The following is a 22923-nucleotide window of genomic DNA, read 5'->3' as shown; positions in this document are numbered from 1 at the left end:
AAAGCGTTCTTCGCTCGGCCGGCATGGCCGGTGGCCGCGCTCCGGGCACGACCACCGGCTGGGGGATCAGCCGATCGCGGCCAGGTCCACGATCTGGAACGATCCCTTGATCGTCCTGATGAGGTACCGGTCGAGGACCGAGCCGGAGCCGTTCTGCCGTGCGCTCGGAATGGTCTGCGGGACATCACCCTCGTGGCCGGGGCCGAGGTCGAACAACTTCCCCGTCGCCAGGTCATAGACCGCTTCGTGCTTGTTGTGGAGCGTCCGATTGATGAACCGGTCGTACATCACCGGCAGCCCGGTGACGGGCAGCTTGTCGGCCGGCAGCGCGCGGCCGGTGCCCCCGGCCAACGGAAGGATGCGGGTGTCGGGAACGCGGTCGAGTGTGACGCCGATGGGCGGTCCCCCCACGCACCAGCTGATCCAACATGTCCAGGTGTTCGCAGCCTTGGGGGGCCGGATGCTTCGGGTCTGCCCCGTCTCGAGGTTGCGCAGTTCCGTGAAGTCGGTCTCGCCGGCCCGCCCCTTGGTGGTGCCCGGTGTGCCGATCCAGGGCCAGGAGAGGATGCGGTACCCCTCGGTTCCGGGGATCATCCGCGCGTTGCCACCGGCGAGCGGCGCCTCGTACACCGCGGACTGCCGGTCACCGTCGGCGCCGCCTCGGACGTCGGCCGCCGCGTCGGCGCCGGCAGGGGCGAGGCTCCAGCGGAGCTTGCCGCCGCCGACCACCAGTTGCCCGACCTGCGCCTGCTTCGACGTGGCGTCCATCGACAGGACCTTGCGGGCCTTTCCGCCGCGCAGCGGCGCGGCCCATATCTCGGTCGCCGACCGGCCGCCCGGCTCGGCTCCGTTCGCCCACACGACCTGACCGTCGCCGACGGCGAAGTCGCTCGTGATCTCCGGCGGTCCGGCCGGCTTCGGGACATCGGTGACCTTGGTGGCCTGGCGTGTCCGGGGGTCGTACCGCCACAACCGGTCGGGCACATCGTCCCTGGACGACGTCGAGACCAGCAGCGATCCGTCGTCCAGCGCCACTTCGGGGTTGTACGCGCGGCCGTCGGGCAGCGTGTCCGGCACGGTCAGGATCGCCGCCTTCGGGACCGGCACGGGCGATGGGACGGTCCTCGGCGGCAGGGCGCCCGCGTTCCGTCCCGAGAACGCTCCGGCCCCCGGCCCGGTGTCGGCGACGAACGAGGTCCCCGCGGTCACCGCCATCGCCGTGGTGATCGCCGCCGCCACGGGCACCATGGCCCGGTTGCGCCTGCGCGCCCGCCCGCGCCTCACCACCCGGTCGAGCAGTTCCGGTGCCGCGTCCGGGGCGTCCAGCGAGGCGGCCCTGAGCGTGTTCCTCAGGGCCTGCTGAAGGTCATCGGTCATGGTGGGCTCCCATCGTCGGGGTCGGTGCGGGACGCCAGTCCGCCCGGAGCTTGCCGAGAGCGCGGGCGGCCTGGCTGCGCACCGTCCCCCGCGAGATGCCGAGCACCTTGGCTATCTCCTCGTCCGGCAGGTCTTCGTAGTAGCGCAGGACGAGCACGGCGCGTTGCCGCTTCGGCAGCGCCGCCAGGGCCCGCCACAACCGGGGGTCGCGTTCCGCCTGCTCCAGTCCCCTGTCCACGTGGTCACGCTCGGGCACCTCGCGGACGAGGTGCTCGCGCCTGCGCCGCCGCCACATGCTGATGTGCTTCCGCGCCATGATCGTCCGCGTGTAGCCCTCCGGGTCGTCCTTCCTGACGACACGCGGCCACGCGGCGCGCAGCCGGATCAACCCCTCCTGCACGAGATCGGCCGCGTCGTGCGCGTTGCCGGTCAGCACATAGCCGTAGCGGAGGAGCGTCGAGGCGCGGTCGGTGACGAACCGCTCGTAGGTCAATGCGTCGTCATCATCCACAGGCCATCCCTTCTGTCATGACCGGGACGCCGCAGGCCCGCGAATCTGTTGCATCCGCCAGCCGGCCACGGGATGACCAGGGATGTTCGGATTCCGGCCCCCCGAGAACGGTCGGGGAGTGGATCAAGGGGAGGGAGCCGCGTGAGGAACCTCTGCCGGCCTGCAAGCCGCACAGGAGCCGTCCTGGGGCGGCCGGCGAGGGCGCCGCTGCCGTGGGCGGCACGAGAGTCCGCAGAAGTGGCGTTTCCGGTTACAGGACGACGCCGCTTCTGTAGAAACAGACGTGTGACGGGATGGGACGAGCCGTCGCTGGCGCGGTTGCGCGCGGCGGCGTACCGCTGGGACGGCGCCGCGGGCATGGACGTCCTGCGCACCCGGCCGCTCGGCCCGGTGCTGCAGTACGCCGGGGACGTCCTGGTCGCCGCCCTCGAACAGGAGGTGTCCGGCGCCGAGGCGATGGCCCGCAAGTGCCTGGAGGAACTGGACGGCCGCGACCTTCCCGGCGACGCCGAGCTGGCGGACGAGCTGTCGGCCGCGCTCGGCGCGCCGCGCGGCCCGGAGCTGACGCGGGTGCCGGTCGACCTCGGCGCGCTGGCCGCCGCGCTGGACGACCCCGGCCCGCACGCGGTCGACCTGGGCACCGGCGACGTCGTCCCCGCCGGCGAGGCCGGCGCGTCGTTCACCGAGAGCCTGGAGTACGAGCCCGAGCGGTGGCTGGCGCTGTGGGGCGAGCCGGGCGGCGACCGCGACGAGGACCGGCGGCGCGGCCGGGCCCGGCGCTGGCTCGCCGAACGCGGCTGCCGCCCCGGCCCCCGCACCCTCTGAGCACGGCCAGGACCCCCAGGACGACCGGGACCGCCTACGACCCCGGTTTGACCAGCGGGAACGGGATGGTCTCCCGGATGCTGCGGCCGGTCAGCGTGATCAGCAGCCGGTCGATGCCCATGCCCATGCCGCCGGCGGGCGGCATCGCGTACTCCAGGGCGCGCAGGAAGTCGCGGTCGAGCTCCATCGCCTCCGGGTCGCCGCCCGCCGCCTGCAGCGACTGCTCGGTGAGCCGCTGCCGCTGCAGGATCGGGTCGATCAGCTCCGAGTACGCGGTGCCCAGCTCCAGGCCGAACACGATCAGGTCCCACTTCTCCGCCAGCCGCGGGTCGGCGCGGTGCGGGCGGGTCAGCGGCGAGGTCTCGGCCGGGTAGTCCCGCACGAACGTCGGCGCGACCAGGGTCTCCTCGACCAGCGCCTCGAACAGCTCCTGAACGATCTTTCCCTGGCCCCAGCCGGGGTCGACGTTCACGCCCGCCCGGTCGGCCAGCTCGCGCACGGCGCGCTGCGGGGTGTCCGGGGTGACCTCCTCGCCGAGCGCCTGCGACACCGACCCGTACACGGTGATCTCCCGCCACGGCTCGGCCAGGTCGTACTCGACGCCGTCGCGCACCACCACCGTCGTGCCGAGCGCCGCCTTGGCCGCCGCCGTCACCAGATCGCGGGTCAGCGCGGCCATGGTGTCGTAGTCGCCGTACGGCTCGTAGGCCTCCAGCATCGTGAACTCGGGATTGTGCTTGTTGGACACGCCCTCGTTGCGGAAGTTGCGGTTCAGCTCGAACACCTTGCCGACCCCGCCGACCAGCAGCCGCTTGAGGTACAGCTCCGGCGCGATCCGCAGGTACAGCTGCATGTTGTAGGCGTTGATGCGGGTGGTGAACGGACGGGCCGCCGCACCGCCGTGGATCGGCTGCAGCATCGGCGTCTCGACCTCCAGGTAGCCGCGTTCGCGCAGCGTGTCGCGCACGGCGGCCACCGCGTCGCCGCGCATGCGCAACATCCGGCGGGCCTCGTCGTTGACGATGAAGTCGACGTACCGCTGCCGCACCCGCACCTCGGGGTCGGCCAGTCCGGTCCGCTTGTTGGGCAGCGGGCGCAGGCACTTGGCGGTCATCGTCCACGACGCGGCCAGCACCGACAGCTCCCCGGTGCGGGACGTGACGACCTCGCCGGTCACCCCCACCAGGTCGCCGAGGTCGACCAGCGACTTCCAGCGCCGCAGCGCCTCGGCGCCCACCGCGTCCTCGGCCAGCATGACCTGCAGGTCGCCGGTCTCGTCGCGCAGCGTCGCGAACACCAGCCGGCCGTGCTCGCGGGCCAGCACCACCCGCCCGGCGATCGCGACCTCCTCGCCGGTGCGGGTGTCGGGCGCCAGGCCCGGGTGGCGGGCGCGGATCTCGGCGGCGAAGTCGGCGCGGTCGAACCCGAGGGGATAGGGGTCCATGCCGCCGGCGCGGATCTGGTCGAGCTTGGCGTGCCGCACCCGCTCCTGCTCCGACAGGCGGCGCACCGGCGGGCGCGGCCCCTTGGCCGCGTCCTCGATCTCCTGGATGCGGGCGACGACGTCCGGCGGCGGCACGGTGCGGGCGGCACGTTCCAGCTTGGGCCGGTTGAGGTTCGGCAGGAAGCCCTCGGCGCGCGCGTACGCCAGCCCGAGCCGTACCAGGTGCCGGCTCTGCTCGTAGCAGATGAACCGCGGCCGCCACTCGGGCATGTACTTGGCGTTGGCCAGGTACAGCGACTCCAGCTGCCAGAACTTGGACGCGAACGACAGGAACCGGTACGACAGCCGCGCCACCGGGCCCGCGCCGATCTGCGAGCCGCGCTCGAACGCCGACCGCAGCATCGCGAAGTTCAGCGACATGTGCTTGGCGCCCAGCCCGGCCACCTTCTCGGCCAGCTTGGCGACCATGTACTCGTTCAGCCCGTTCTCGGCGGTGCGGTCGCGGCGCATCAGGTCCAGCGACAGGCCGGTGCGGCCCCACGGGACGAAGCTGAGCAGCCCGCGCAGCCGGCCCTCGGCGTCGAACGCCTCCACCATCACGCAGCGGCCGTCGGTCGGGTCGCCCAGCCGGCCGAGCGCCATCGAGAAGCCGCGCTCGGTGTCCTCGCCGCGCCAGGCGTCGGCGCTGCGGACGAGCTGTTCCATCTCCCAGTCGGGGATCTGCGAGTGCCGCCGGATGCGCACCGAGTACCCGGCCCGCTCGACACGCCGCACCGCCTGCCGGACCTGCCGCATCTCCCGGCCCTCGAGGTTGAACTCGGTCAGGTCGATGATCGCCTCGTCGCCGAGCTCCAGCGCGGTGAAGCCGTGCCGCTTGTAGATGTGCGCGGCGCGCTCGCCCACGCTGACCGCGCCGGGGATCCAGGCGTGCGCCCGGCACTCGCTCAGCCACGCCTCGATCGCCTGGTCCCACGACTCGGGGTCGCCCAGCGGGTCGCCGCTGGCCAGCGACACCGAGCCCTCCACCCGGTAGGCGATGGCGGCCTTGCCGTTGGGCGCCACGATGACGTCCTTGTCGCGGCGCAGCGCGAAGTAGCCGAGGGAGTCCTCGTCGCCGTACTCGGCCAGCAGGGTGCGCGCGGCCAGCTCCTCCTCGGCGCTGAGCACCGCCTCGCGCCGTCCCGGCCGGAACATCGCCCAGAAGGTGATGACCAGCAGGCCGGTGCCCAGCACGCCGATGGCGGTGTCGACCCAGCCGGGCACGTTCACGTCCAGGTCGCCGCCGGTCAGGCCGGCGCCCAGCACCGTCTGCAGCACCACGTAGGCCGGGTGGGTCCACCCGCTGCCCTCGGCGTCCCGGTCGGTGACGGAGACCAGCAGCGTGCCGATGCCGCCGCTGACGACCAGCCACACCGAGAACACGATGGCGGCCAGGCGCCGGTTGGCCCGGTCGGGCAGCGTGGTGAACTGCCCGCGCGCCGCGATCAGCAGGCCCAGCACGGCGCAGTACGACACGGCGGTGACGATCTCGCCGCTGGCCGTCGGCTCGGCCGGGTCGAGCACCACGGCGATCAGGATCAGCACCGAGTACGCCGCGTACAGCCCGAACAGCACCATCAGGATCCGCCAGGCGGCCTTCTTGCGGCGCCGGATCCCCATCGACAGCAGGATGTACAGCAGGCCGAGCGGCAGGCTCGGCGACAGCCCGAGGTAGTAGATCCAGCGCAGCGCCCAGATGTCGGCGATGCGCAGGATGAGGTCGGACGACAGCCACGACAGGATCGACAGGATGCCCGACAGCCGGGTGTACCAGAAGAAGACCGTCGGCACCGACTCGATCAGGCTCCGCCACGCGCCGGGCAGGCCCCTGTCCGTCATGCTGCTCCCATCGCGACCATGCCGCTCGTCACCAAGCCGCCCGTGCCGATGCCGCTTGTGATCGAGCTGCGTTCTCTTCTTTGTACCGGCTGTCACGTCTTCACGCCTCTGTCCGCCGCGCGGCGTGACCTGCCAGGAGGCGGCCGCGCGGATTCCGCCTGTGATCGGTGCGAACTTCGGGGGCGCGGCGGACGTCCTACCCCGAGAGGGCTCCGGCCGCCGAGCCGGGTCCAAGGTTGTCAGCAAAAGTCGATATGGTCGCCGATATGCCGAACGAGACCACCGGGGAGCGGTTGCTCGCCCGCCGTTACCGACTGGTGACCCCGGTCGGCCGCGGCGGCATGGGCACGGTCTGGCATGCGCACGATGAGGTCCTCGGTCGTGACGTCGCGGTGAAGGAGGTCATCCTCCCGCATGGTCTCACCGACGAGGAACGCGCCGTCCAGCACAAGCGCACCTTCCGCGAGGCGCGCACCGCGGCCCGGCTGGGGCATCCCGGGGTCATCACCGTCTACGACGTGGTCGAGGAGGACGGCCGGCCCTGGATCATCATGGAGCTGCTCCGGGCGCCGTCCCTCGACCAGATCATCAAGAGCGAGGGCCCGCTGGAGCCGCGCCGCGCCGCCGAGCTCGGCCGCCAGATGCTGGCCGCGCTGCACGCCGCGCACGAGGCCGGGGTGCTGCACCGCGACGTCAAGCCGTCCAACGTGCTGGTCAGCCGGGGCGACCGCGCGGTGCTCACCGACTTCGGCATCGCCACCTCGGCCGGTGACGCCACGCTGACCCAGACCGGGCTGGTCATGGGCTCGCCCGCCTACATCGCGCCCGAACGGGCCCGCGGCCGCACCGCCGGGCCCGCCTCGGACCTGTGGTCGCTGGGCGTCACGCTGTACGCGATGCTGCACGGCAAGTCGCCGTTCGAACGTTCCGAGCCGATGGCCGCGCTGGTCGCCGTCATCTCCGAGGAGCCCGATCCGCCCGAGAACGCCGGGCCGCTGACGCCGGTGATCGAGGGCCTGCTGCGCAAGAACCCCGACCAGCGCATGGACGCCATCGAGGCGGGGGCGCTGCTGGACGACATCGTCCGCATGGAGACCGTCGACACCCAGCGCACGCTGGCGGTCGAGGTGCCGCTGGAGGAGCTGCTGGGCCGTCCGCCCGGCCGCGCGTCCGAACCGGCCGACGGCGACGCGGCCGGTACGGCGGTGGACGAGGCGTCCGGCACGGCGCGGCCGTACGCCGACCCCTCCGCGGACCCCTACTCCAGCCTGTACGCCGACAAGCCGGGCGGCGGCGAGCCGTCCGGCGCGGGCGGCGACGAGTCCGGCGGGTCGTCGTCCGGGCTCGACACCCAGCCGCACCGGCGGGACGACCTGGCCGGCGGCACCCGCCTGAGCCCCGCCATGGACGAGGCGGGCGCGCACGCCGTGCCGGGAGGTTCTGCGCCCGGCACGCGGCCCGTCGGCGGCGGGGCGGCGCCCACCGGCCCCGCGCGCCGGCCGCCCGCCCTGGGCCGCGGCGTCGTGATCGCCGTCCTCATCGTGGTGATCGTGCTGGTCGCCGTCGCCGGATACGCCCTGGCCAGGGTCGGCAAGGACGACAACGAGGGCGCCACGCGCGGCGCCACCCAGCCGCCCCCGTCCGCCACGGCGCAGACCCGCTCGGCGCCGAACACGACCGCCCCCGCGTCGTCCTCGCCCCCGGCCACGCCGACGACCGCCTCCCGCGTCCCGGAGGGCTTCCGCCTGTACCGCGGCAAGAACTTCTCCACGGTGATCCCCGAGGACTGGAAGGGCCCCGAGCGGCGCAGCACGTCCGCCACCAGCGTGTTCTTCACCCCGCCGAGCGGTGAGGGGTACATCCAGATCGACCAGACCTCCGACCCGAACGAGAGCGCGCTGAAGGACTGGGAGAACCTCGCCCCCTCGGCGCGCGGCCGGTTCCCCGGCTACGACGAGATCAAGATCGCGCCGGTGACGGAGGGGGAGCCGGTCAGCGACCCGTCCGGCGCCGACGCCGCCGACTGGGAGTGGACCTACAACGGGAAGTCGGGGCGCCTGCACGCGCTGAACCGCGGGTTCGTCATGGACGACTTCGGGTTCGCGATCCTGCTGGTGGCGCCGCACGACGGATGGGACGGCACGCTCGCCGAACTCGCCCCCGTCTACGAGAAGTTCGAGACCGACGACTGACGTCCCGGGCCCGCGGCCCGGCTCCTCGTCCCCTTAGGGCCGTATTTCACGAACTTGAGCGGATCTGACTACGGAGATCGGTAGGGTCGCCACACATGTCGCAGGGGGACAACACGGAAGCGGGCGCCGGACGGCTGCTGGCCGGGCGCTACCGGCTGGTCTCGGTGGTCGGGCACGGCGGCATGGGCACCGTCTGGCGGGCCCGCGACGAGACCCTCCACCGCGACGTCGCGGTCAAGGAGGTCGTCGTGCACGCCGCGGTGAGCGACGAGGAGCGCCGCGAGCGGCACGTCCGGACCCTGCGCGAGGCGCGGGCGTCGGCGCGGCTCAACCACCCGGGCGTGGTGACCGTCCACGACGTGGTCGACGAGGACGACCGCCCGTGGATCGTCATGGAGCTGCTGCGCGCGCGGTCGCTGCAGGACCTGGTGGACGAGGACGGCCCGCTGCCCCCGGCGCGGGCGGCGGGGATCGGCCGGCAGATCGTGTCGGCGCTGCGGGCCGCGCACGCCGTGGGCATCCTGCACCGCGACATCAAGCCCGCCAACGTGCTGGTCGGCGACGACGACCGGGCCGTGCTGACCGACTTCGGCATCGCGCACGTGGTGGGCGACGCGACGCTGACCAAGACGGGCCTGCTGGTGGGGTCGCCCGCGTACATGGCGCCCGAGCGGCTGCGCGGCGACCGCGCCGTGCCCGCCTCGGACCTGTGGGCGCTCGGCGCCACCCTGTACACCGCGTGCGAGGGCAGGCCGCCGCACCACCGCACCGACGCCATGGCCGTCCTCGCGGCGATCATGACCGAGGAGCCGCCCCCGCCGCGCAACGCCGGCCCGCTGACCGCGGTGCTGCTGGGCCTGCTGGAACGCGACCCGGGCAGGCGGATGACCGCCGAGCAGGCCGAGCCGCTGCTGGCGCAGATCGCGGCCGGGTCGACGGCGGTGGACGTCCCCGCCCGCCCGGCGCCTCCGCCCGTCGCCGGGCCGCCCGTCGCCGCGCCGGGCGGCCCGGCGCACGACGCGACCGCGCATGTTCCGCACGGTGGCCAGGTGTGGTCACCGCACGACGCGGTCACCACGTCGCCGGGCGGCGGCGAACCGGGGCGTGCGCGGCGTTCCGACCGCCATCTGGTGCTGATGACGGTCGGGGCCATGGTCGCGGTCACGGCGGTCGCGGTCGCCGTCACGGTCGCCCTGTGGCCCGACCGCGGACGCGGCGGCACCCCGCCGGCCACCCGCACCACGCTCGCCGGCGCCCCGACCGGCCGGGCCGCCACCGACCCGGCGCGGAATTCGCCGGCCCCCGAGACGTCCAGCCCCGACCCGACCCCGTCCGACCCGCCGCCCCCGGCGGCACCGCCCGGGTTCCGCACCGCGCGCGGCCCCGGCTTCACCGTGGCCGTCCCCAACGGCTGGGTGCGCACCGAACGCGGCGCCAGCGTCTTCTGGCGCGACTCGGCGACCGGCGCGTACATCCAGATCGACCGCACGCCGTGGTCCGGCGAGCCGATGGCGCACTGGCGGCAGTGGGAGCGCGAGGTCGTCGCCAGGAACAGCCTGCCCGGCTACCGCCGCCTGGACCTGCGGAGCACCAGCGTGGACGGGCATCCGGCGGCCGACCTGGAGTTCACCTTCAACATGCGCGGCGGCGTGCGTGCCGTGGACCGCGGCGTGAAGGCCGGCGGCAGGTCCTATGCGGTGTTCGTCGCGGTTCCGGTGTCGAGGTGGAACCAGTACCAGGAAACCGTGAACAATGTCCTGGACACGTTCCGCCCGACAGGGGTGCGATGAACCACGGGACGGCCGGAGGCGTCCCAGTACCACACATGTCCGCGACGTGCGCGTCGGGAGGGGACCCGATGCGGCGCGCGGCGCGACGGGGGACCATGGGGTCATGGGAGAGGGTCATCTGCTGGCCGACCGCTACCGGCTCGACGAGGTGGTGGGCCGGGGCGGCATGGGCACGGTATGGCGGGCCTATGACGTCACGCTGGACCGCGAGGTCGCGATCAAGGAAGTGGTGCTGCCGCCGGGGCTGAGCCCCGCGGAGCGGGACGTGCTGTACGAGCGCACCTTCCGGGAGGCGCGGGCCTCGGCCCGGCTCAACCACCCGGGCGTGGTCACCGTCCACGACGTGGTGCAGGAGTCCGGACGGCCGTGGATCGTGATGGAGCTGGTGCGCGCCCGCTCCCTGCAGGACCTCATCGAGCGGGCGCCGCTGGAGCCGCGCCGGGTCGCCGAGATCGGGCTGCAGACGCTGTCGGCGCTGCGGGCCGCGCACGAGAAGGGCATCCTGCACCGCGACGTCAAGCCGAGCAACGTGCTGATCACCGACTCCGGCCGGGTGGTGCTGACCGACTTCGGCATCGCGCAGGCCGAGGGCGATTCCACGCTCACCCAGACCGGGCTGGTCATGGGCTCGCCCGCGTACATCCCGCCGGAGCGGGCGCGCGGCGAGCGGGCCGTGCCCGCCTCGGACCTGTGGGCGCTGGGCGCCACCCTGTACGCGGCGGTGGAGGGACGCTCCCCCTACGAGCGGTCGGACGCGATGTCGTCGCTGGCCGCCGCGCTGAGCGAGCCGGTGCCGCCGTCCCGCAACGCCGGTCCGCTGGGGCCGGTGCTGGACGGGCTGCTGGCCCGCGAGCCGGCGTACCGGATGACCGCCGCGCAGGCGATGCCGCTGCTGACCAGGATCGCCTCGGCGCCCCCGCCGCCCCCTCGGCCGACGCGGGTGCCCGCCCCGCGTCCGCCCGCCGAGCGGCACACGCCCGCGCGCTACCCGGCGGACGGGCCCCGAGCGTCGTCCGGCCGGGGGCGCGCCGACGAGACCGTGGTGGACGACACCGCGCTGGACGATCCCGGCAGCGGTTACGGCGCGGCCGCCTCGCCATCGGTCCCGGCTCCGGCGTGGGTGGTCGACGACAGGCGCGGCGCCGACGAGACGGTGCTCGACGCGACCGAGTTCTACGGGGACACCCGCGACGACACGGGTTCGGCGGCCTCGCCGTCACCTCGGTCGTCCCCGTCCCCTCGGTCGTCCCCGTCGCCGTCCCCGTCGCCGTCGCCGTCGCCGTCTCCGTCTCAGTCGCCGTCGCCGTCGTACCGGTCGGGCGGCGCGTCGCGTCCGTCCGCGGGCGCCGACCCCGAGGCGCGCACGCTGCTGGAGAGCGACTGGGAGGCGCCCACGCGGCAGGCGTCGACGCCGCTGACCACGCCGCCGCCGGCCTCGCCGCCGTGGGAGCGGTCCGCCGAGCCGCACCGGCAGTGGGAGCCGTCCTCGGCCGCGCGACGCGACGACGTCCGCGAGCAGGTGCGCACGCTGGTGTTCGTCGTCGTGGCAGTGGTCCTGGTGGTGGGCGCCGTGCTGGCCGGGGCCTTCATCCTGCGCAACAGGCTCACCGGCGGCTGACCCCGCGCCGCGCCGGGCGGGCTAGTCGCCGGGGAAGAGGGCGTCGAGGGCCTCGCGCAGGTCGGCGACGTGGCTCTCCAGGCGGTCGAGGTCGTCGTCCGGGGCCGGCGGGTCGGCGCGGCGTGAGCGCAGCCGCGCCACGTCGTCCTCCACCCGGGCCAGCCGTTCGCCGAGCGACCGCAGCAGCCGGTCGCCCTCGCCGGTCTGCGGGTCGCCGCCGGACACGGCCCGGCGCAGCAGCTCGGCCTGCTGCCGCAGCCGCACGTGGCGGCGGTGCAGCTCGACGAACACCGACACCTTGGCGCGCAGCAGCCACGGGTCGAACGGCTTGGTCACGTAGTCGACGGCGCCGGCCTGGTACCCGCGGTAGACCTGCTCGTCGGCCGAGCCCGCCGCGGTCAGGAAGATGATCGGGATGTCCCGGGTGCGGGGGCGGCTCTTGATGCGCCCGGCGACCTCGAAACCGTCCATCTCCGGCATCACGACGTCCAGCAGGATCAGTGCGAACTCGTCGTTGAGCAGCTCCTTGAGGGCGGCCGGACCGGACGAGACCGGCACCACCTCGACCGGCAGCACGTCGAGCACCGCCGCGAGAGCGACCAGGTTCTCCTCGCGGTCGTCGACGGCCAGGATCCTCGTGGCGTGCGTCACCTGACTCCCTCAACCCGGCGGCGGACGACTCGCGTCCACCCTGTCATGTCCGCGCCCCCACCGAACAGCGCGCAGCGGACATCGAATTGCCACAGACTGAGAATTTCTAGGGCAGCCAGCCGGGTTTGACAAGTCCGGACTCGTACGCCAGCACCACGAGCTGGGCCCGGTCCCGCGCGCCGAGCTTGACCATGGTGCGGCTGACGTGCGTCTTGGCGGTCGCGGGGCTCACCACCAGCCGCTCGGCGATCTCCTCGTTGCTCAGCCCCTCGCCGACGAGCGCCATCACCTCGCGCTCGCGGTCGGTGAGGGCGTTCAGCCGGGGGGAGGGCGCGGGCTCCTTGGCGCGGGCGGCGAACTCGACGATCAGCCGGCGGGTGACGCTGGGCGACAGCAGGGCGTCCCCGGCCGCCACCGCCCGCACCGCGTGGATGAGCTCCACCGGCTCGGTGTCCTTGACCAGGAAGCCGGACGCGCCGCCGCGCAGCGCCTCGAAGACGTACTCGTCCAGCTCGAAGGTGGTGAGGATGACGATCCGCACGCCGTCGAGCCGCTCGTCGGAGCAGATGCGCCGGGTGGCGGCCAGGCCGTCCAGGCGGGGCATGCGGATGTCCATGAGGATGACGTCGGGACGCAGCCGCCGGGCGGCCGCCACGGCCTCCTCGCCGTCGCCGGCCTCGCCGACCACCTCGATGTCGGGCTGGGCGGCCAGCAGCGCGCGGAACCCGGCGCGGACGAGCACCTGGTCGTCGGCGAGCACAACCTTGATCACTCGGCACTCCCTGGGGTGTCCGGCCCGCGCGCCGCGGCGGTGGAGACGTCGGCGGGGGCGTCCGGCGCGGGCTCCTCGATGATGGGCAGTGTCGCACGGACGCCGAACCCTCCGCTCGGCCGCGGGCCCGCGGCGAACGTGCCGCCGAGCGCCGCGGCGCGTTCGCGCATGCCGCGGATGCCGCTGCCGCCCGCGTGGTCGTCCAGCAGGGACACCCCGCGGCCGTCGTCCTCCACCCGCACGGAGATCTCGTGCTCGCCGTAGCCGATGTGGACCCGCACCGTCACCGGGCCGGGCCCGGCGTGCCGCGACACGTTCGTCAGGGACTCCTGGACGATGCGGTAGGCGGCCAGGTCGGTGCCCGCGGGCAGCGGCCGCCGGTCGCCGGTGATCTCGGCGCGGACGTCCAGCCCGGCCGAACGGGCCCGGTCGAGCAGGTCCTCCAGCCGGTCCAGCCCGGCGGTGGGGGAGCGCGGCGCGCTCTCGCCCTGCGAGCGCAGCACCCCGATCACCGAGCGCATCTCGGTGAGCGCCTCCTTGCTGGCCTCCTTGATCGCCGCGAGCGCGGTGCGCGCCGCCGCCGTTCCGGTCGGCCCGGGGTCGTCGTCGAGCAGGTGCAGCGCCACCCCGGCCTGCACGTTGATCATCGAGATGTTGTGCGCGAGGACGTCGTGCAGCTCCCGGGCGATGCGCAGCCGTTCCTCGCTGGCCTGCCGCTTCTCCTCCTCGGCGCGGGTGCGCGCGGCCTCGGCCAGCTTCTGCCCGCGCATGCGGATCAGCTCGGCGGCGATCAGCACCACCAGCGCCCACGCCACGGTGAACGTGATGATCCCGAGGGTGGGCTCCTCCACCGGGAACGGCGCGTCGCCCTGGCCGCGCCGCTCCAGCGGCACGCCGATGACCGCGGTGAGGGAGAAGTAGCCGGCGAGGGCGGCGGCGGTGCCGCCCCAGGCGATCACGCGGTGGCCCGCCAGGACCGCGCCGAGCGTCGCCACGGCCACCGCGACCGGTGCCGGGCCCATGACGTAGCCGCGCAGGAAGTACAGGCCCGTGATCACGCCCACCACGGCCAGGGTGAGGACGGGACGGCGGCGCCGCAGCAGCAGCGTCGCCGGGCCCGCCACGAGCAGCGCCACACCGAAGGCGTCCAGGTGCTGGAAGGGGTAGTCGTGGCCTCCGCCGTGCCCCCACGGCCCCTGCTCCGTCCAGGGACCTCCCTGCGGCCCTCTGCCGCTCTCCCCGCTCTGCGCGCCGAAGGAACCGCCGACCTGGAGCAGGGCCACGAACAGCGGCGCCAGCCACACGGGCCACTGCGACGGCGTGGGCCAGTGTGCCCGGACGTGGGCGCCTCCCGCGGTAGTGCTCATTCCTGCAGGCTAAGGGGGATCCGGGCGGCCCGGCATCGGCTCCCAGGAGTGATGCGCGGTACTCCCTGGGGTGTACCGGGCGGGGTCCTGTGGTGTGCCGGAGTCGCGGCGGGCCCCGGCATGCCAGGACGTCAGCCGGCCAGCCATTCGCCGGTCTCGACGCTCACCAGGCCGTGCCGGGCCGCCTCGATCACCGCCTCACGCTGCGAGTGCACGCCGAGCTTGCCGAGCACGCTGCGCACGTGGCTGCGGGCGGTGCTGCGCGTGACGCCCATGGCCTTGGCCAGCGCCTGCGTCGACTCGCCGCGGGTCAGGCGGGTGAGCACCTCGCGTTCGCGCGGGGTGAGGAACCGCGCCGCCCTCTGCGCCTGGCGGCGCGGCCGCCGCACGGCCCCGGCATCGCCGTGCGTCGCGGCGTGGTCGACCACCACCTCGCCCGCTTCGACCCGCTGGAGCAGTGCCAGGATGTCGTCCGCCTGGCGGCCCTTGTCCGCGAACCCGCGCACGCCCGCCGCCAGCCCCGCCTCCAGGATCGGCCGGTCGAGATAGCCGGTGAGCACGACGAACCGCGTGCGCGGCGCGGCGCCCCGCAGGCGGGGCATCCACTCCAGCACGTCGCCCTGGGGGAAGCGCAGGTCGACCAGGCACACGTCGGCGTCGCGGCCGCGCAGCACCGGCAGCAGCTCGGGCGGCGAGTAGGCCACGCCCACCACGACGTGGCCCGCGTCGGCCAGCACCAGCGAGAGCGAGTCGGCGAACATCGCGTGGTCGTCGCACACGATGAGCCTCATCGGCGAGCCCGTCCGGGTTCGGCGGACGCGGCGGCCGACGCGGCGACGGGCGAGGGCGGCGCCGACGGCAGCAGCAGGCGGACGCGGGCGCCGCCCGTCTCGCCCGTGCGGATCTCCAGGCTGCCGCCGTGGCCGGACACGATGTCGTGCACGATGCCCAGCCCCAGGGACGACCGTCCCGGCAGGGCCGCGTGCCGCGCCGCGGCCGTCCGGGCGCCGGCGGAGCCGAAACCGGGGCCGTCGTCGTCCACCTGCACGATCACCCAGCCACCCTCGGCCGTGACCCGCACCTCGACCCGGCTCTCGGCCACCCGGCAGGCGTTGTCCAGGACGTTGCGCAGCGCCCGCCACAGCGCCACCGCCTCCATGTGCGCCCACGCCTCGGCGCCGCCGAACAGGATGCGGCGCGGCGTGGCCAGACGCAGCCCGGTGACGACCTCGGCGGCCAGCTCGTCCACCCGGACGCGCTCGGGCCCGGGCGGCGGCCGTGTGCCGTCGGCCGGGCCGTCGTCGGCCTCCAGCCGCCGCAGCAGGTGGTCGAGCCAGCGCGTCTCGCCCAGCAACTGCTCGACGCGGGCGCGGCTGCCCGCCCCGATGTCGTCGGCGGTCGCCACCGCCGAGGCGAGCATGATGATCGTGCCGAGCTCATGGCGGATGTCGTGGCGCAGCCGGCGCCGCCACAGGTCACCGTCGGCCGCCGCGTCGGCGTCGGCGTCGGCGGCACGCACGCCGCGTGCCCGCTCGTCGTACCCGGCGGCCGGCGGCGGAGCGGCGGAAAGGGCCGCCGGCCGCACCGGTTCCGTCGGGGACGACCGAGACTGCCCGTTGTCCATGGGGTGACCCCCGTCCCGTTTTCAGCACCCAGTAGACCGTCGCCCGCGCCACGTCGCATGTCCAGTCAATTGACCGCAACCGACCAGCGGCTGACCAGAAGCGGACAGGGTAAAAAATCAGTAAACCGATCCTATTGTTAGTGAGACGGATGGTTGGTGCCGTAGCCCCGCCGACATCATTTCCTCTCCTCGGCGTGGCTGGTATGTGCATTCCGGCGGATGTGGTCCGGGTGCTCTTTGGCAATCGCCCCGAAGCTACGATTATCTTTCCTTGAAGCTGCCGCACTGGTGCTCAGTGTGGCGGTGTCTTCGCTGCTCACAGGTCCGTAACGGGCTTCGAGAGGTCTTCCTGGACGCTGGCGCCGGAATCGAAAATGATCGACGTTTCGCTGGCGCCGGACGTCGGGCGGGTGGCCGCCCCCAGCGAACACCTCGATCCTCGGGTGATCGAACGACCTCCGGAACGCGCGCGCACCCTCATTCCGTGTCGTCCGGGCCGGGCCTTCCGAGGCCGGACGCCGCGCGCCGCCGGACCCGCCAGGTAATAGAACTCCAACCCTGGCAGCAATTCCCGCTCGACAATCTCGGCTCCTGGATCGCCGCGATTCCCGAGGCGTCGCCGATGTGCCACGACGCCGCCTTTCTTCCGGACGTCGACGGCCGTGCGGTGCTGAACTGCAACGACGCCCGGCTGGTCGCGGTGCCGTCCCGGCGGACCAGGCGCCTGGCCGACAACCGCCCGGACGTGATGGCGGTGCGGCCCACGAGCCTTCTGGCATCCGGTCCGCTCCACGTACCCGCCTGCCGTGACGGCGAGCGGCGGCCTGGGGGCGACGTGCCCGGCGGGAACCCGGCACGCCGAAACTCGGTTGACATTGGGGGTTTTATAACGAAATGTCCGGGGAGGGGGTTGTTGATCGTGTGCGCCCGCGTTCGTTTTGAATGCGGGTGGATCTTGTACTGTGTAGGGTCTTGCCTGCTTGGCAGGGTTGTGGGCGCCGGGGGGAATGAGTGCGCAGGCTTGGTGCGGTGGGGCACCGGATCGACGTGACGGCACGCGCGATGCGGCGGATGTCCCGCCTGCGGCTCGGTCTGATGATCGCCGCGTTGACGTTGGTCGTGGTGGGCATGGAGGTCGCCGCGCTGCAGCTCGGCTCGTTCGAGCTGCCGCTGCCCAAGAACCAGGCGGTGGCCGACCCGGCGGACGGCGGCGGCCGCTGACGCCTCTGCGGCGGCGCCGCGGTGCGGTCATGCGACCGCATCAGGGCTACCGGCGGGCGTTGTGCTCCCGCATGACCGACTGGAGGTCGGGACGCCCGGCGCGGCCGTCGGCGTCGGCCAGGGTGGGGCAGGCCGACTTCCGCTGGCGGCCCCAGGAGTAGGACACGTCCATCGGCGGGTCCGGCACCAGCCGGTCCCAGCGACGCAGGATGGCGCGCAGCTGCCCCTCGGTCGGCAGCCGGAACCGGTACGTGCCGTCGGCGCAGCTCTGCCCGAACGTCTGGAACACCGGGACGATCACCCGGCGCGGTATCCCGGCGGCACCGGCCATGCGGACCATCCGGTCGATCTCGCCGAGGTCGCAGCCGGGACGCGGCCGCGCGCACGGGTACGGGTCGAGCCCGACCAGGTCCACGCCGGTCCGGGCGGGCGCGACCGCGCGCATCGGCTGCCAGTCGGTGAGCGAGACGAACGAGACCTGGCCGGGGGCGTGCCGCCGCACGTACTCGGCGCGGCGGCGTATCTCCCCGGCCACCCAGGGGCACGCGCCGGGGTTCGGCTCGTCCGACAGGTACCAGCCGTACACCCCGGGATGGCCGGCCAGGCGGCGCACGGCCGCGGTGAACTCCTCGAACGGCAGCTCGAACGGGCCGCACGTGGAGTTGCCGACCCACAGCAACGCCCGCATGCCGTCCGGGACGCCGCGCACCGGCCACTCGTCCGGCTTGACGTCCACCACGTCGTAGCCGAGCGCCCGCAGCCGTGCGAAGTCGTGCGGCGCGGTGTTGAGCGCGAGGTGGCGGGTGCCGCCCGGCCGGGCCGAGGGACCGCCGGGCGTGGCGGACGGCCCCCGGTACGACCCGCCGCTGTCGGACGGGCCGCGCCGGGCGTGCACCACCAGCCCCGCCACCAGCCCCGTTACCAGCACGGCGAGCGTCACCGCCGCGGCGACCCCGGACCTGATCCGCATCGGGCTTGCGCGCCGGGAACCGTCAGGCCGCCGAGCCGGGTTCCTCGGCCGCCCGGGGAATCGGGTCCGCGAGCACCGCGCCCGGTCCTCCCGCGACCGGCCGGGGCAGGGCGGGCACCCTGAGGCCGAGGACGTGGCGGGCGGTGTGGACGAGCGTCCGCAGGGTGGCGCGCAGCGACGGGTCCCGCAGGTAGAGCGCGTCGACGGCGGCGCGGGCGGGCACGACCTGCCGGATGTACTCCGTCAGGTCCACCTCACGGCCCGGGGTCAGCACGGCGTCGTCGGACAGGCGGACCTGCGAGAAGCCGGTCATGCCGGGACGGTGGTCGAACACCCACCGGTGCGCCTGGTCGTAGTACACCGCCAGCTCGTAGGTCTCCGGACGCGGGCCGACCAGTGTCATCTGCCCGCACAGCACGTTGACCAGCTGCGGCAGCTCGTCCAGCGACCACGCGCGCAGCACCCTGCCCACGCGCGTGACGCGTGGGTCGTGCCGGGCGGTCACCGTGAGACCCGCGGCGTCGCGCCGCATGGAGCGGAACTTGTACATGGTGAAGGGCCGCCCGCCCTGTCCCACCCGGACCTGCCGGAAGATGCCGGGGCCACGGCTGGTCGCCCGCACCAGCAGGTACAGCAGCAGCAGGGGCACGCACAGCAGCACCAGCCCGGCCGCCGCGCCCGCGACGTCCAGGGCCCGGCGGGCACGCGAGGGCGGAACGCCGGCGGACGGGACGACCGGACGGGCCACGAGCCCGCCTTCCGAGACCGGCATGGCGGTCACCTCTTCCCTGTGAGTCTCTGGTTCCGGGCGGCCCTGTCGACGCGGGCGAACCACGCCAGCAGCGCCACGGTGGTGGCGACGAACGACACGGAGGTGGCGACGGCCGCGCCCACCGCCCCGTAGCGCGGGATCAGCAGCGCGCCGCACGTCACCACGACGACCAGGCCCACCGCCTGGCCCATGGACGCCGCGCCCGGCCGTCCCACCCCGTACAGGCAGGCCGTGACCAGGCCGGTGACGCCGAAGGTGACGACCCCGGCCAGGCGGATGTGGGTGGGCGTCACCGCGTCCTGGAACGCGTCCCCGAACACCCACGGCAGCGCGGTGCCCGCGACCAGCGCCGGCGGCAGCGCCGCCAGGACCGACACGCCCAGCGCGGGCAGGATCAGGCGGCGGGTGCGGCGGATCGCCTCGGCCCGGTCCGCCCGGGCGAAGTCGGGATACAGGACGTAGTTGACGGCCAGGCCGGGCAGCTGCACCAGCTCGGCGAACTTGCTGGCGACCGTGTAGACGCCCAGCACCTTCGGCCCGGCCAGCCCGCCCAGCAGCGCCATGTCGAACCGCAGTTGCAGCAGGTCGATGAGCTGGCCGAGGTAGCCGCGGTAGCCGTACCCGACCATGTCGCGGGCCAGGCGCGGGTCGAACCGGCCCCAGCCGCGGAAGAACCCGCGGCGGGCCAGCCGCGCGGCGATCCACGCGGCCGCCGCCACGTCCGCCAGCACCAGCGCGGCGACCAGCGCGCCGGGCCCGTACCAGCCGACGAGGATCACCAGGTAGAAGGGGAGGAACACGAACTCCTCCACGGCGATCGCCAGGTTGGCGCCGTTCAGGTCGTCGCGGCCCTGCAGCAGCCCCTTGCCGACCGACACGAACCCCTGCGTGACGCACGGCGCGGCGGCCGCCAGCGTCACCCAGTACGGGAACGCCTTGAAGAACGCCATGTGCAGCAGCGGCGCGGCGGCCAGCCACACCAGGCCGCTGAGCAGTGCGCCGGCGACCGTCAGCCAGACCAGGGTGGGACGCACCCGCGTCCCGTCGTGCTCGCGTCCCGACAGGAAGTACGGCGCGGCGACGGGCAGCCCCGCGCCCGCCAGGTGGCAGACGAGCGCGGGCAGGATCCGCACCAGCGTGAACGCGCCGACCAGCGCGGGCCCGCCGACCCGCGCGACCAGCACCGTGGCCAGGCCGAGCGAGGCCAGCGCGCCGAGGCGTCCGGCCATGTTCCCGGCCATCAGCGCGAGCACCCTGCCCGTGACGGTGCGCCCGGCGGTGCGCGCGGGAGGCGTCTCCGGGGCCGCGGGCCTGGGGCGGGCCTCGGTCATCGCGTCGCCTCCGGACGGCGGCCGAACGACTCGACCGCGGCGATCAGGCCGAAGAACGCCCAGCCGTGCCGGTAGTGGAGCACCTCGTAGAACAGCCCGGAGACCAGGAAGACGACGACCAGCGCGCCGAACAGCTCCGGCCGGGGCACCAGCCGCGCGTACTCGGGCGCGAGCCGCGGGCCCGGACGCGCGATGCGCACGCATCTGAGCAGCAGGAGGAACACCAGGACGATCAGCGCGATCCCGCCGAGGAACCCGCGTTCCAGCACGGCCGCGATGTAGTCGTTGTGCGCCTCACGGACGTAGGCCTCCTGGTTCTCCAGCGTCCGGGCCTCGGTCTGCGCCGGGCCGATGCCCCACGGATGCGGCTGCTCGCGGATCATGCGGAGGGTCGTGCCGGTCACCGTTCCGCGCGACTCGGCGCTCTCCCCGGTGCTCCGCCCGATCGAGTCGCGCAGGACGGGCGAGGCGGCGCTCGCCCGGTCCAGGTACGGTTGGACGTCGACCTGCGACAGCGCGGCCACGGCACCGCCGCCCAGCAGCGTCACCAGGCACCCGGCGGCGACGGCGTGGTGCGCCCTGCCCTCCCGCACCATCCGCCACAGCCCGCCGGCGACCGTGGCGAGGACGAGGGCGAGCACGCCGCCGTTGGAGCCGGTCAGCAGCTCCGCCGCGATCAGCACCGCGCACACCGCCCAACGCCGCCACGCCGTCTCGGGGAACCGTGTGGCGCGCGCGATGAACAGCGCGCAGATCAGCCAGTTCGCGGCGTAGTTGGCGTCGCCGAAGGTGAACTGCAGGCGCTCGCCGTCGGGTTGCTTGCCCGACAGCGCGTCCTGGCCGGTCACGAACCCGGCGAGCATGAGGAGGGCGGAGAACACGCCGGCGCACACCCAGGCGCGCAGCGCCACGCGCAGCAGCCGCGCGTCCCGGCCGAGGTTGGCCAGGCTCACCGCCCACAGCAGCACGAACAGGTCCTTGACCAGCGTCAGCGGGCCGACGTCGTTCACCACCGCGGCGATGCCGCCCGCCAGGACCGTCAGCAGCGTCGGCACCAGGAACGGCCAGCGCACCGGGACGCCCAGCGACGCCGCCCACAGCAGGGTCGTCACCGCCAGCACGACCAGCACCAGGTCGGGCAGGCCGGTGTTGCCGGGGCCGGGCGGCAGCCCGAACGGCATGAGCAGCGGCAGCGAGGCGATGCCCGCGACCAGCACCACCGCGACCACCGGCAACCCCCGAGGACGCTCCCCGGGCGGCTCGTCCGCGCGGCGGGTCCCGGGTCGCGGCGGCCCGGCGGCCATCGTCGTCCTGATCATCGTGTGGTGTCGTCCCGTCACCGCCGGTGCGGCCGGGTGGACGCGCCCCGGTACGTCTCGTCGAGCACCTCGCCCAGGTGGCGCGGGCTGAACCAGTCGCCCACGTGGGCGCGGGCGCGGACGGCCATGCGGGCGGCGGCGGACGGGTCGTCCAGCAGCGCGGCGATCGCGACGGCCAGCGGCTCGGGATCGTCCGGCGGCACCAGCAGGCCAGTCTCGCCGGGCAGCACCAGGTCGTGGTTGGACGACACCGCCGTGGCGACCAGCGGGATCCCCGCGCCGATCGCCTCGACCAGCACGCACGGCAGCCCCTCGGTGTACGTCGGCATCGCCATGACGTCGAAGGCGGGCAGCACCTCGGCCACGTCGTCGCGGTGCCCGAGCCAGCGCATCCGGCCGTCCACGCCCAGCCTGGCGCTGAGCCTGGCCATCTCCTCGGTGAGCGGGCCGCCGCCCACCCACAGCCCGAACACGTCCTCCGGCAGCCGCGCCAGCGCCCGGGGGAGCAGGTGCGGCCCCTTCACCGGGGCGAGCCGTCCCACCGATCCGACGACCTTGACGCCCAGCGGCAGGTCGAGACGCCTCCGCGCCTGGGCACGCGCACCGGAGGCGGCGGCGTAGGCGTCGACGTCCACGGCGGGGTAGGACAGGCGGATCCGTTCGGGCGTGGCCAGTCCGAGCCGCAGCGCGGTGGTCGCCGTCTGCGACCCGACGGCCAGGAACGCGTCGGTGTGTTTGGCCGCCATGCGCTCCATGCGTATGTAGGCGCGGCGCCGCGGCCACGACTGGTAGTCGTGGAAGGGGAAGCCGTGCCAGGTGTGCACGATGCGCGGCACACCCGCACGGGCCGCCGCGAGCCGTCCGATGAAACCGGCCTTGGAGCTGTGGGTGTGGACGACGTCGTAGCGTCCCTCGGCCAGGACGCGGGTCAGGGTGCGCAACGCGGTCAGGTCGTCGCGCGGGGAGATCTGCGGCACGAGCGGCCGCACCTGCGCGACCTGCATGCCCGCCGCGTGGGCGCGCGCGGTGAGGTCACCGGTCGCGGCGTTGGCCACCGCGTCGTCCCCGTAGCGCACGCCGGCGCGGTCTCCGCCGGACGCGCCGGCGGCCTTGCTGTCGATGCCGACGCCGCCGGTGAACACGGTGCGTTCGTAGGCGTCGGGGTCCAGGGCGAGCAGCCCGTTCAGGGCCACGTGACCGGCCCCGCCGTTGAAACGGGTGATCACCGTCGCCACTCTCAGCTTGCGGTCGTTTCGCACGG

18 protein-coding genes are annotated in these 22923 nt (G+C 74.1%); 5 read left to right on the top strand and 13 right to left on the bottom strand.

What is annotated here, in order from left to right; all coding sequences use genetic code 11:
* Positions 1-66: 66 nt before the first annotated feature.
* Together ABZ801_RS29640 and ABZ801_RS29635 are read right to left on the bottom strand one after the other, a co-directional pair.
* On the bottom strand, positions 67-1377 hold the full coding sequence (locus ABZ801_RS29640) for a hypothetical protein (RefSeq protein WP_360703903.1): 1311 nt from the start codon (positions 1375-1377) through the stop codon (positions 67-69).
* Positions 1367-1888, bottom strand: coding sequence for a SigE family RNA polymerase sigma factor (locus ABZ801_RS29635; RefSeq protein ID WP_360703900.1), 522 nt, complete (start codon positions 1886-1888; stop codon positions 1367-1369). Before ABZ801_RS29635 ends, ABZ801_RS29640 begins: the two co-directional genes overlap by 11 nt.
* 285 nt (positions 1889-2173) lie before the next feature.
* On the opposite strand from ABZ801_RS29635, the gene ABZ801_RS29630 reads away from it, so the two are divergent.
* Positions 2174-2713: a hypothetical protein gene (locus ABZ801_RS29630; RefSeq protein ID WP_360703897.1), complete on the top strand. Its 540-nt coding sequence runs from the start codon at positions 2174-2176 to the stop codon at positions 2711-2713.
* A 34-nt stretch (positions 2714-2747) separates the two neighbouring features.
* On the opposite strand, the gene lysX is transcribed toward ABZ801_RS29630, so the two are convergent.
* Positions 2748-6035 carry a bifunctional lysylphosphatidylglycerol synthetase/lysine--tRNA ligase LysX gene (gene lysX / locus ABZ801_RS29625; protein ID WP_360703894.1) on the bottom strand — a complete coding sequence of 1096 codons (3288 nt, stop codon included), beginning with the start codon at positions 6033-6035 and terminating at the stop codon, positions 2748-2750.
* Between the two features lie 266 nt (positions 6036-6301).
* Between lysX and ABZ801_RS29620 the strand changes: the two genes are divergently transcribed.
* The 3 genes from ABZ801_RS29620 (at position 6302) to ABZ801_RS29610 (ending at position 11635) form a co-directional block, all read left to right on the top strand.
* On the top strand, positions 6302-8227 hold the full coding sequence (locus ABZ801_RS29620) for a protein kinase (protein WP_360703892.1): 1926 nt from the start codon (positions 6302-6304) through the stop codon (positions 8225-8227).
* A gap of 95 nt (positions 8228-8322) precedes the next feature.
* The gene (locus tag ABZ801_RS29615; RefSeq protein WP_360703889.1) at positions 8323-10017 is read left to right on the top strand and encodes a serine/threonine-protein kinase; all 1695 of its coding nucleotides are present in this window, start codon (positions 8323-8325) and stop codon (positions 10015-10017) included.
* A gap of 103 nt (positions 10018-10120) precedes the next feature.
* Positions 10121-11635, top strand: a complete 1515-nt coding sequence (locus tag ABZ801_RS29610) for a serine/threonine-protein kinase (RefSeq protein ID WP_360703886.1) — start codon at positions 10121-10123, stop codon at positions 11633-11635.
* 21 nt (positions 11636-11656) lie between these two features.
* On the opposite strand, the gene ABZ801_RS29605 is transcribed toward ABZ801_RS29610, so the two are convergent.
* The 5 genes from ABZ801_RS29605 to ABZ801_RS29585 form a co-directional block, all read right to left on the bottom strand.
* Positions 11657-12286, bottom strand: a complete 630-nt coding sequence (locus ABZ801_RS29605) for a response regulator (protein WP_360703884.1) — start codon at positions 12284-12286, stop codon at positions 11657-11659.
* 106 nt (positions 12287-12392) lie between these two features.
* On the bottom strand, positions 12393-13058 hold the full coding sequence (locus tag ABZ801_RS29600; protein WP_344954653.1) for a response regulator transcription factor: 666 nt from the start codon (positions 13056-13058) through the stop codon (positions 12393-12395).
* On the bottom strand, positions 13055-14425 hold the full coding sequence (locus ABZ801_RS29595; RefSeq protein WP_360703881.1) for a sensor histidine kinase: 1371 nt from the start codon (positions 14423-14425) through the stop codon (positions 13055-13057). The genes ABZ801_RS29600 and ABZ801_RS29595 overlap by 4 nt, the downstream gene beginning before the upstream one ends.
* 131 nt (positions 14426-14556) lie before the next feature.
* Positions 14557-15216 (bottom strand): response regulator transcription factor, encoded by a 660-nt coding sequence (locus tag ABZ801_RS29590; protein WP_360703878.1) that lies wholly within the window; start codon positions 15214-15216, stop codon positions 14557-14559.
* The gene (locus ABZ801_RS29585) at positions 15213-16010 is read right to left on the bottom strand and encodes a sensor histidine kinase (RefSeq protein ID WP_360703875.1); all 798 of its coding nucleotides are present in this window, start codon (positions 16008-16010) and stop codon (positions 15213-15215) included. The genes ABZ801_RS29590 and ABZ801_RS29585 overlap by 4 nt, the downstream gene beginning before the upstream one ends.
* A 1068-nt stretch (positions 16011-17078) precedes the next feature.
* Here ABZ801_RS29585 and ABZ801_RS29580 point away from each other — a divergent pair.
* The gene (locus ABZ801_RS29580; RefSeq protein WP_360703872.1) at positions 17079-17270 is read left to right on the top strand and encodes a hypothetical protein; all 192 of its coding nucleotides are present in this window, start codon (positions 17079-17081) and stop codon (positions 17268-17270) included.
* A 46-nt stretch (positions 17271-17316) separates the two neighbouring features.
* Here the strand turns inward: ABZ801_RS29580 and ABZ801_RS29575 are convergent, their stop codons facing one another.
* Genes ABZ801_RS29575 through ABZ801_RS29555 form a run of 5 tightly spaced genes read right to left on the bottom strand, consistent with a single transcriptional unit; the run spans position 17317 to position 22921 of the window.
* Positions 17317-18240, bottom strand: a complete 924-nt coding sequence (locus ABZ801_RS29575) for a hypothetical protein (RefSeq protein ID WP_360703869.1) — start codon at positions 18238-18240, stop codon at positions 17317-17319.
* 22 nt (positions 18241-18262) lie between these two features.
* Positions 18263-19012 (bottom strand): sugar transferase, encoded by a 750-nt coding sequence (locus ABZ801_RS29570; RefSeq protein ID WP_360703867.1) that lies wholly within the window; start codon positions 19010-19012, stop codon positions 18263-18265.
* Between the two features lie 5 nt (positions 19013-19017).
* Entirely contained in the window at positions 19018-20343 is a 1326-nt protein-coding gene (locus tag ABZ801_RS29565) for an oligosaccharide flippase family protein (RefSeq protein WP_360703864.1), read from the bottom strand.
* On the bottom strand, positions 20340-21662 hold the full coding sequence (locus tag ABZ801_RS29560; RefSeq protein WP_360703861.1) for an O-antigen ligase family protein: 1323 nt from the start codon (positions 21660-21662) through the stop codon (positions 20340-20342). Before ABZ801_RS29560 ends, ABZ801_RS29565 begins: the two co-directional genes overlap by 4 nt.
* 17 nt (positions 21663-21679) lie before the next feature.
* The gene (locus ABZ801_RS29555; RefSeq protein ID WP_360703858.1) at positions 21680-22921 is read right to left on the bottom strand and encodes a glycosyltransferase; all 1242 of its coding nucleotides are present in this window, start codon (positions 22919-22921) and stop codon (positions 21680-21682) included.
* Between the last annotated feature and the right edge of the window lie 2 nt (positions 22922-22923).

Origin of the sequence: Actinomadura sp. NPDC047616 (genome assembly GCF_040642915.1) — a bacterium.
Classification (GTDB): domain Bacteria; phylum Actinomycetota; class Actinomycetes; order Streptosporangiales; family Streptosporangiaceae; genus Spirillospora; species Spirillospora miaoliensis.
The sequence above is the reverse complement of the archived record's forward strand: the minus strand, read 5'-3'. Positions and strand labels throughout refer to the sequence as shown.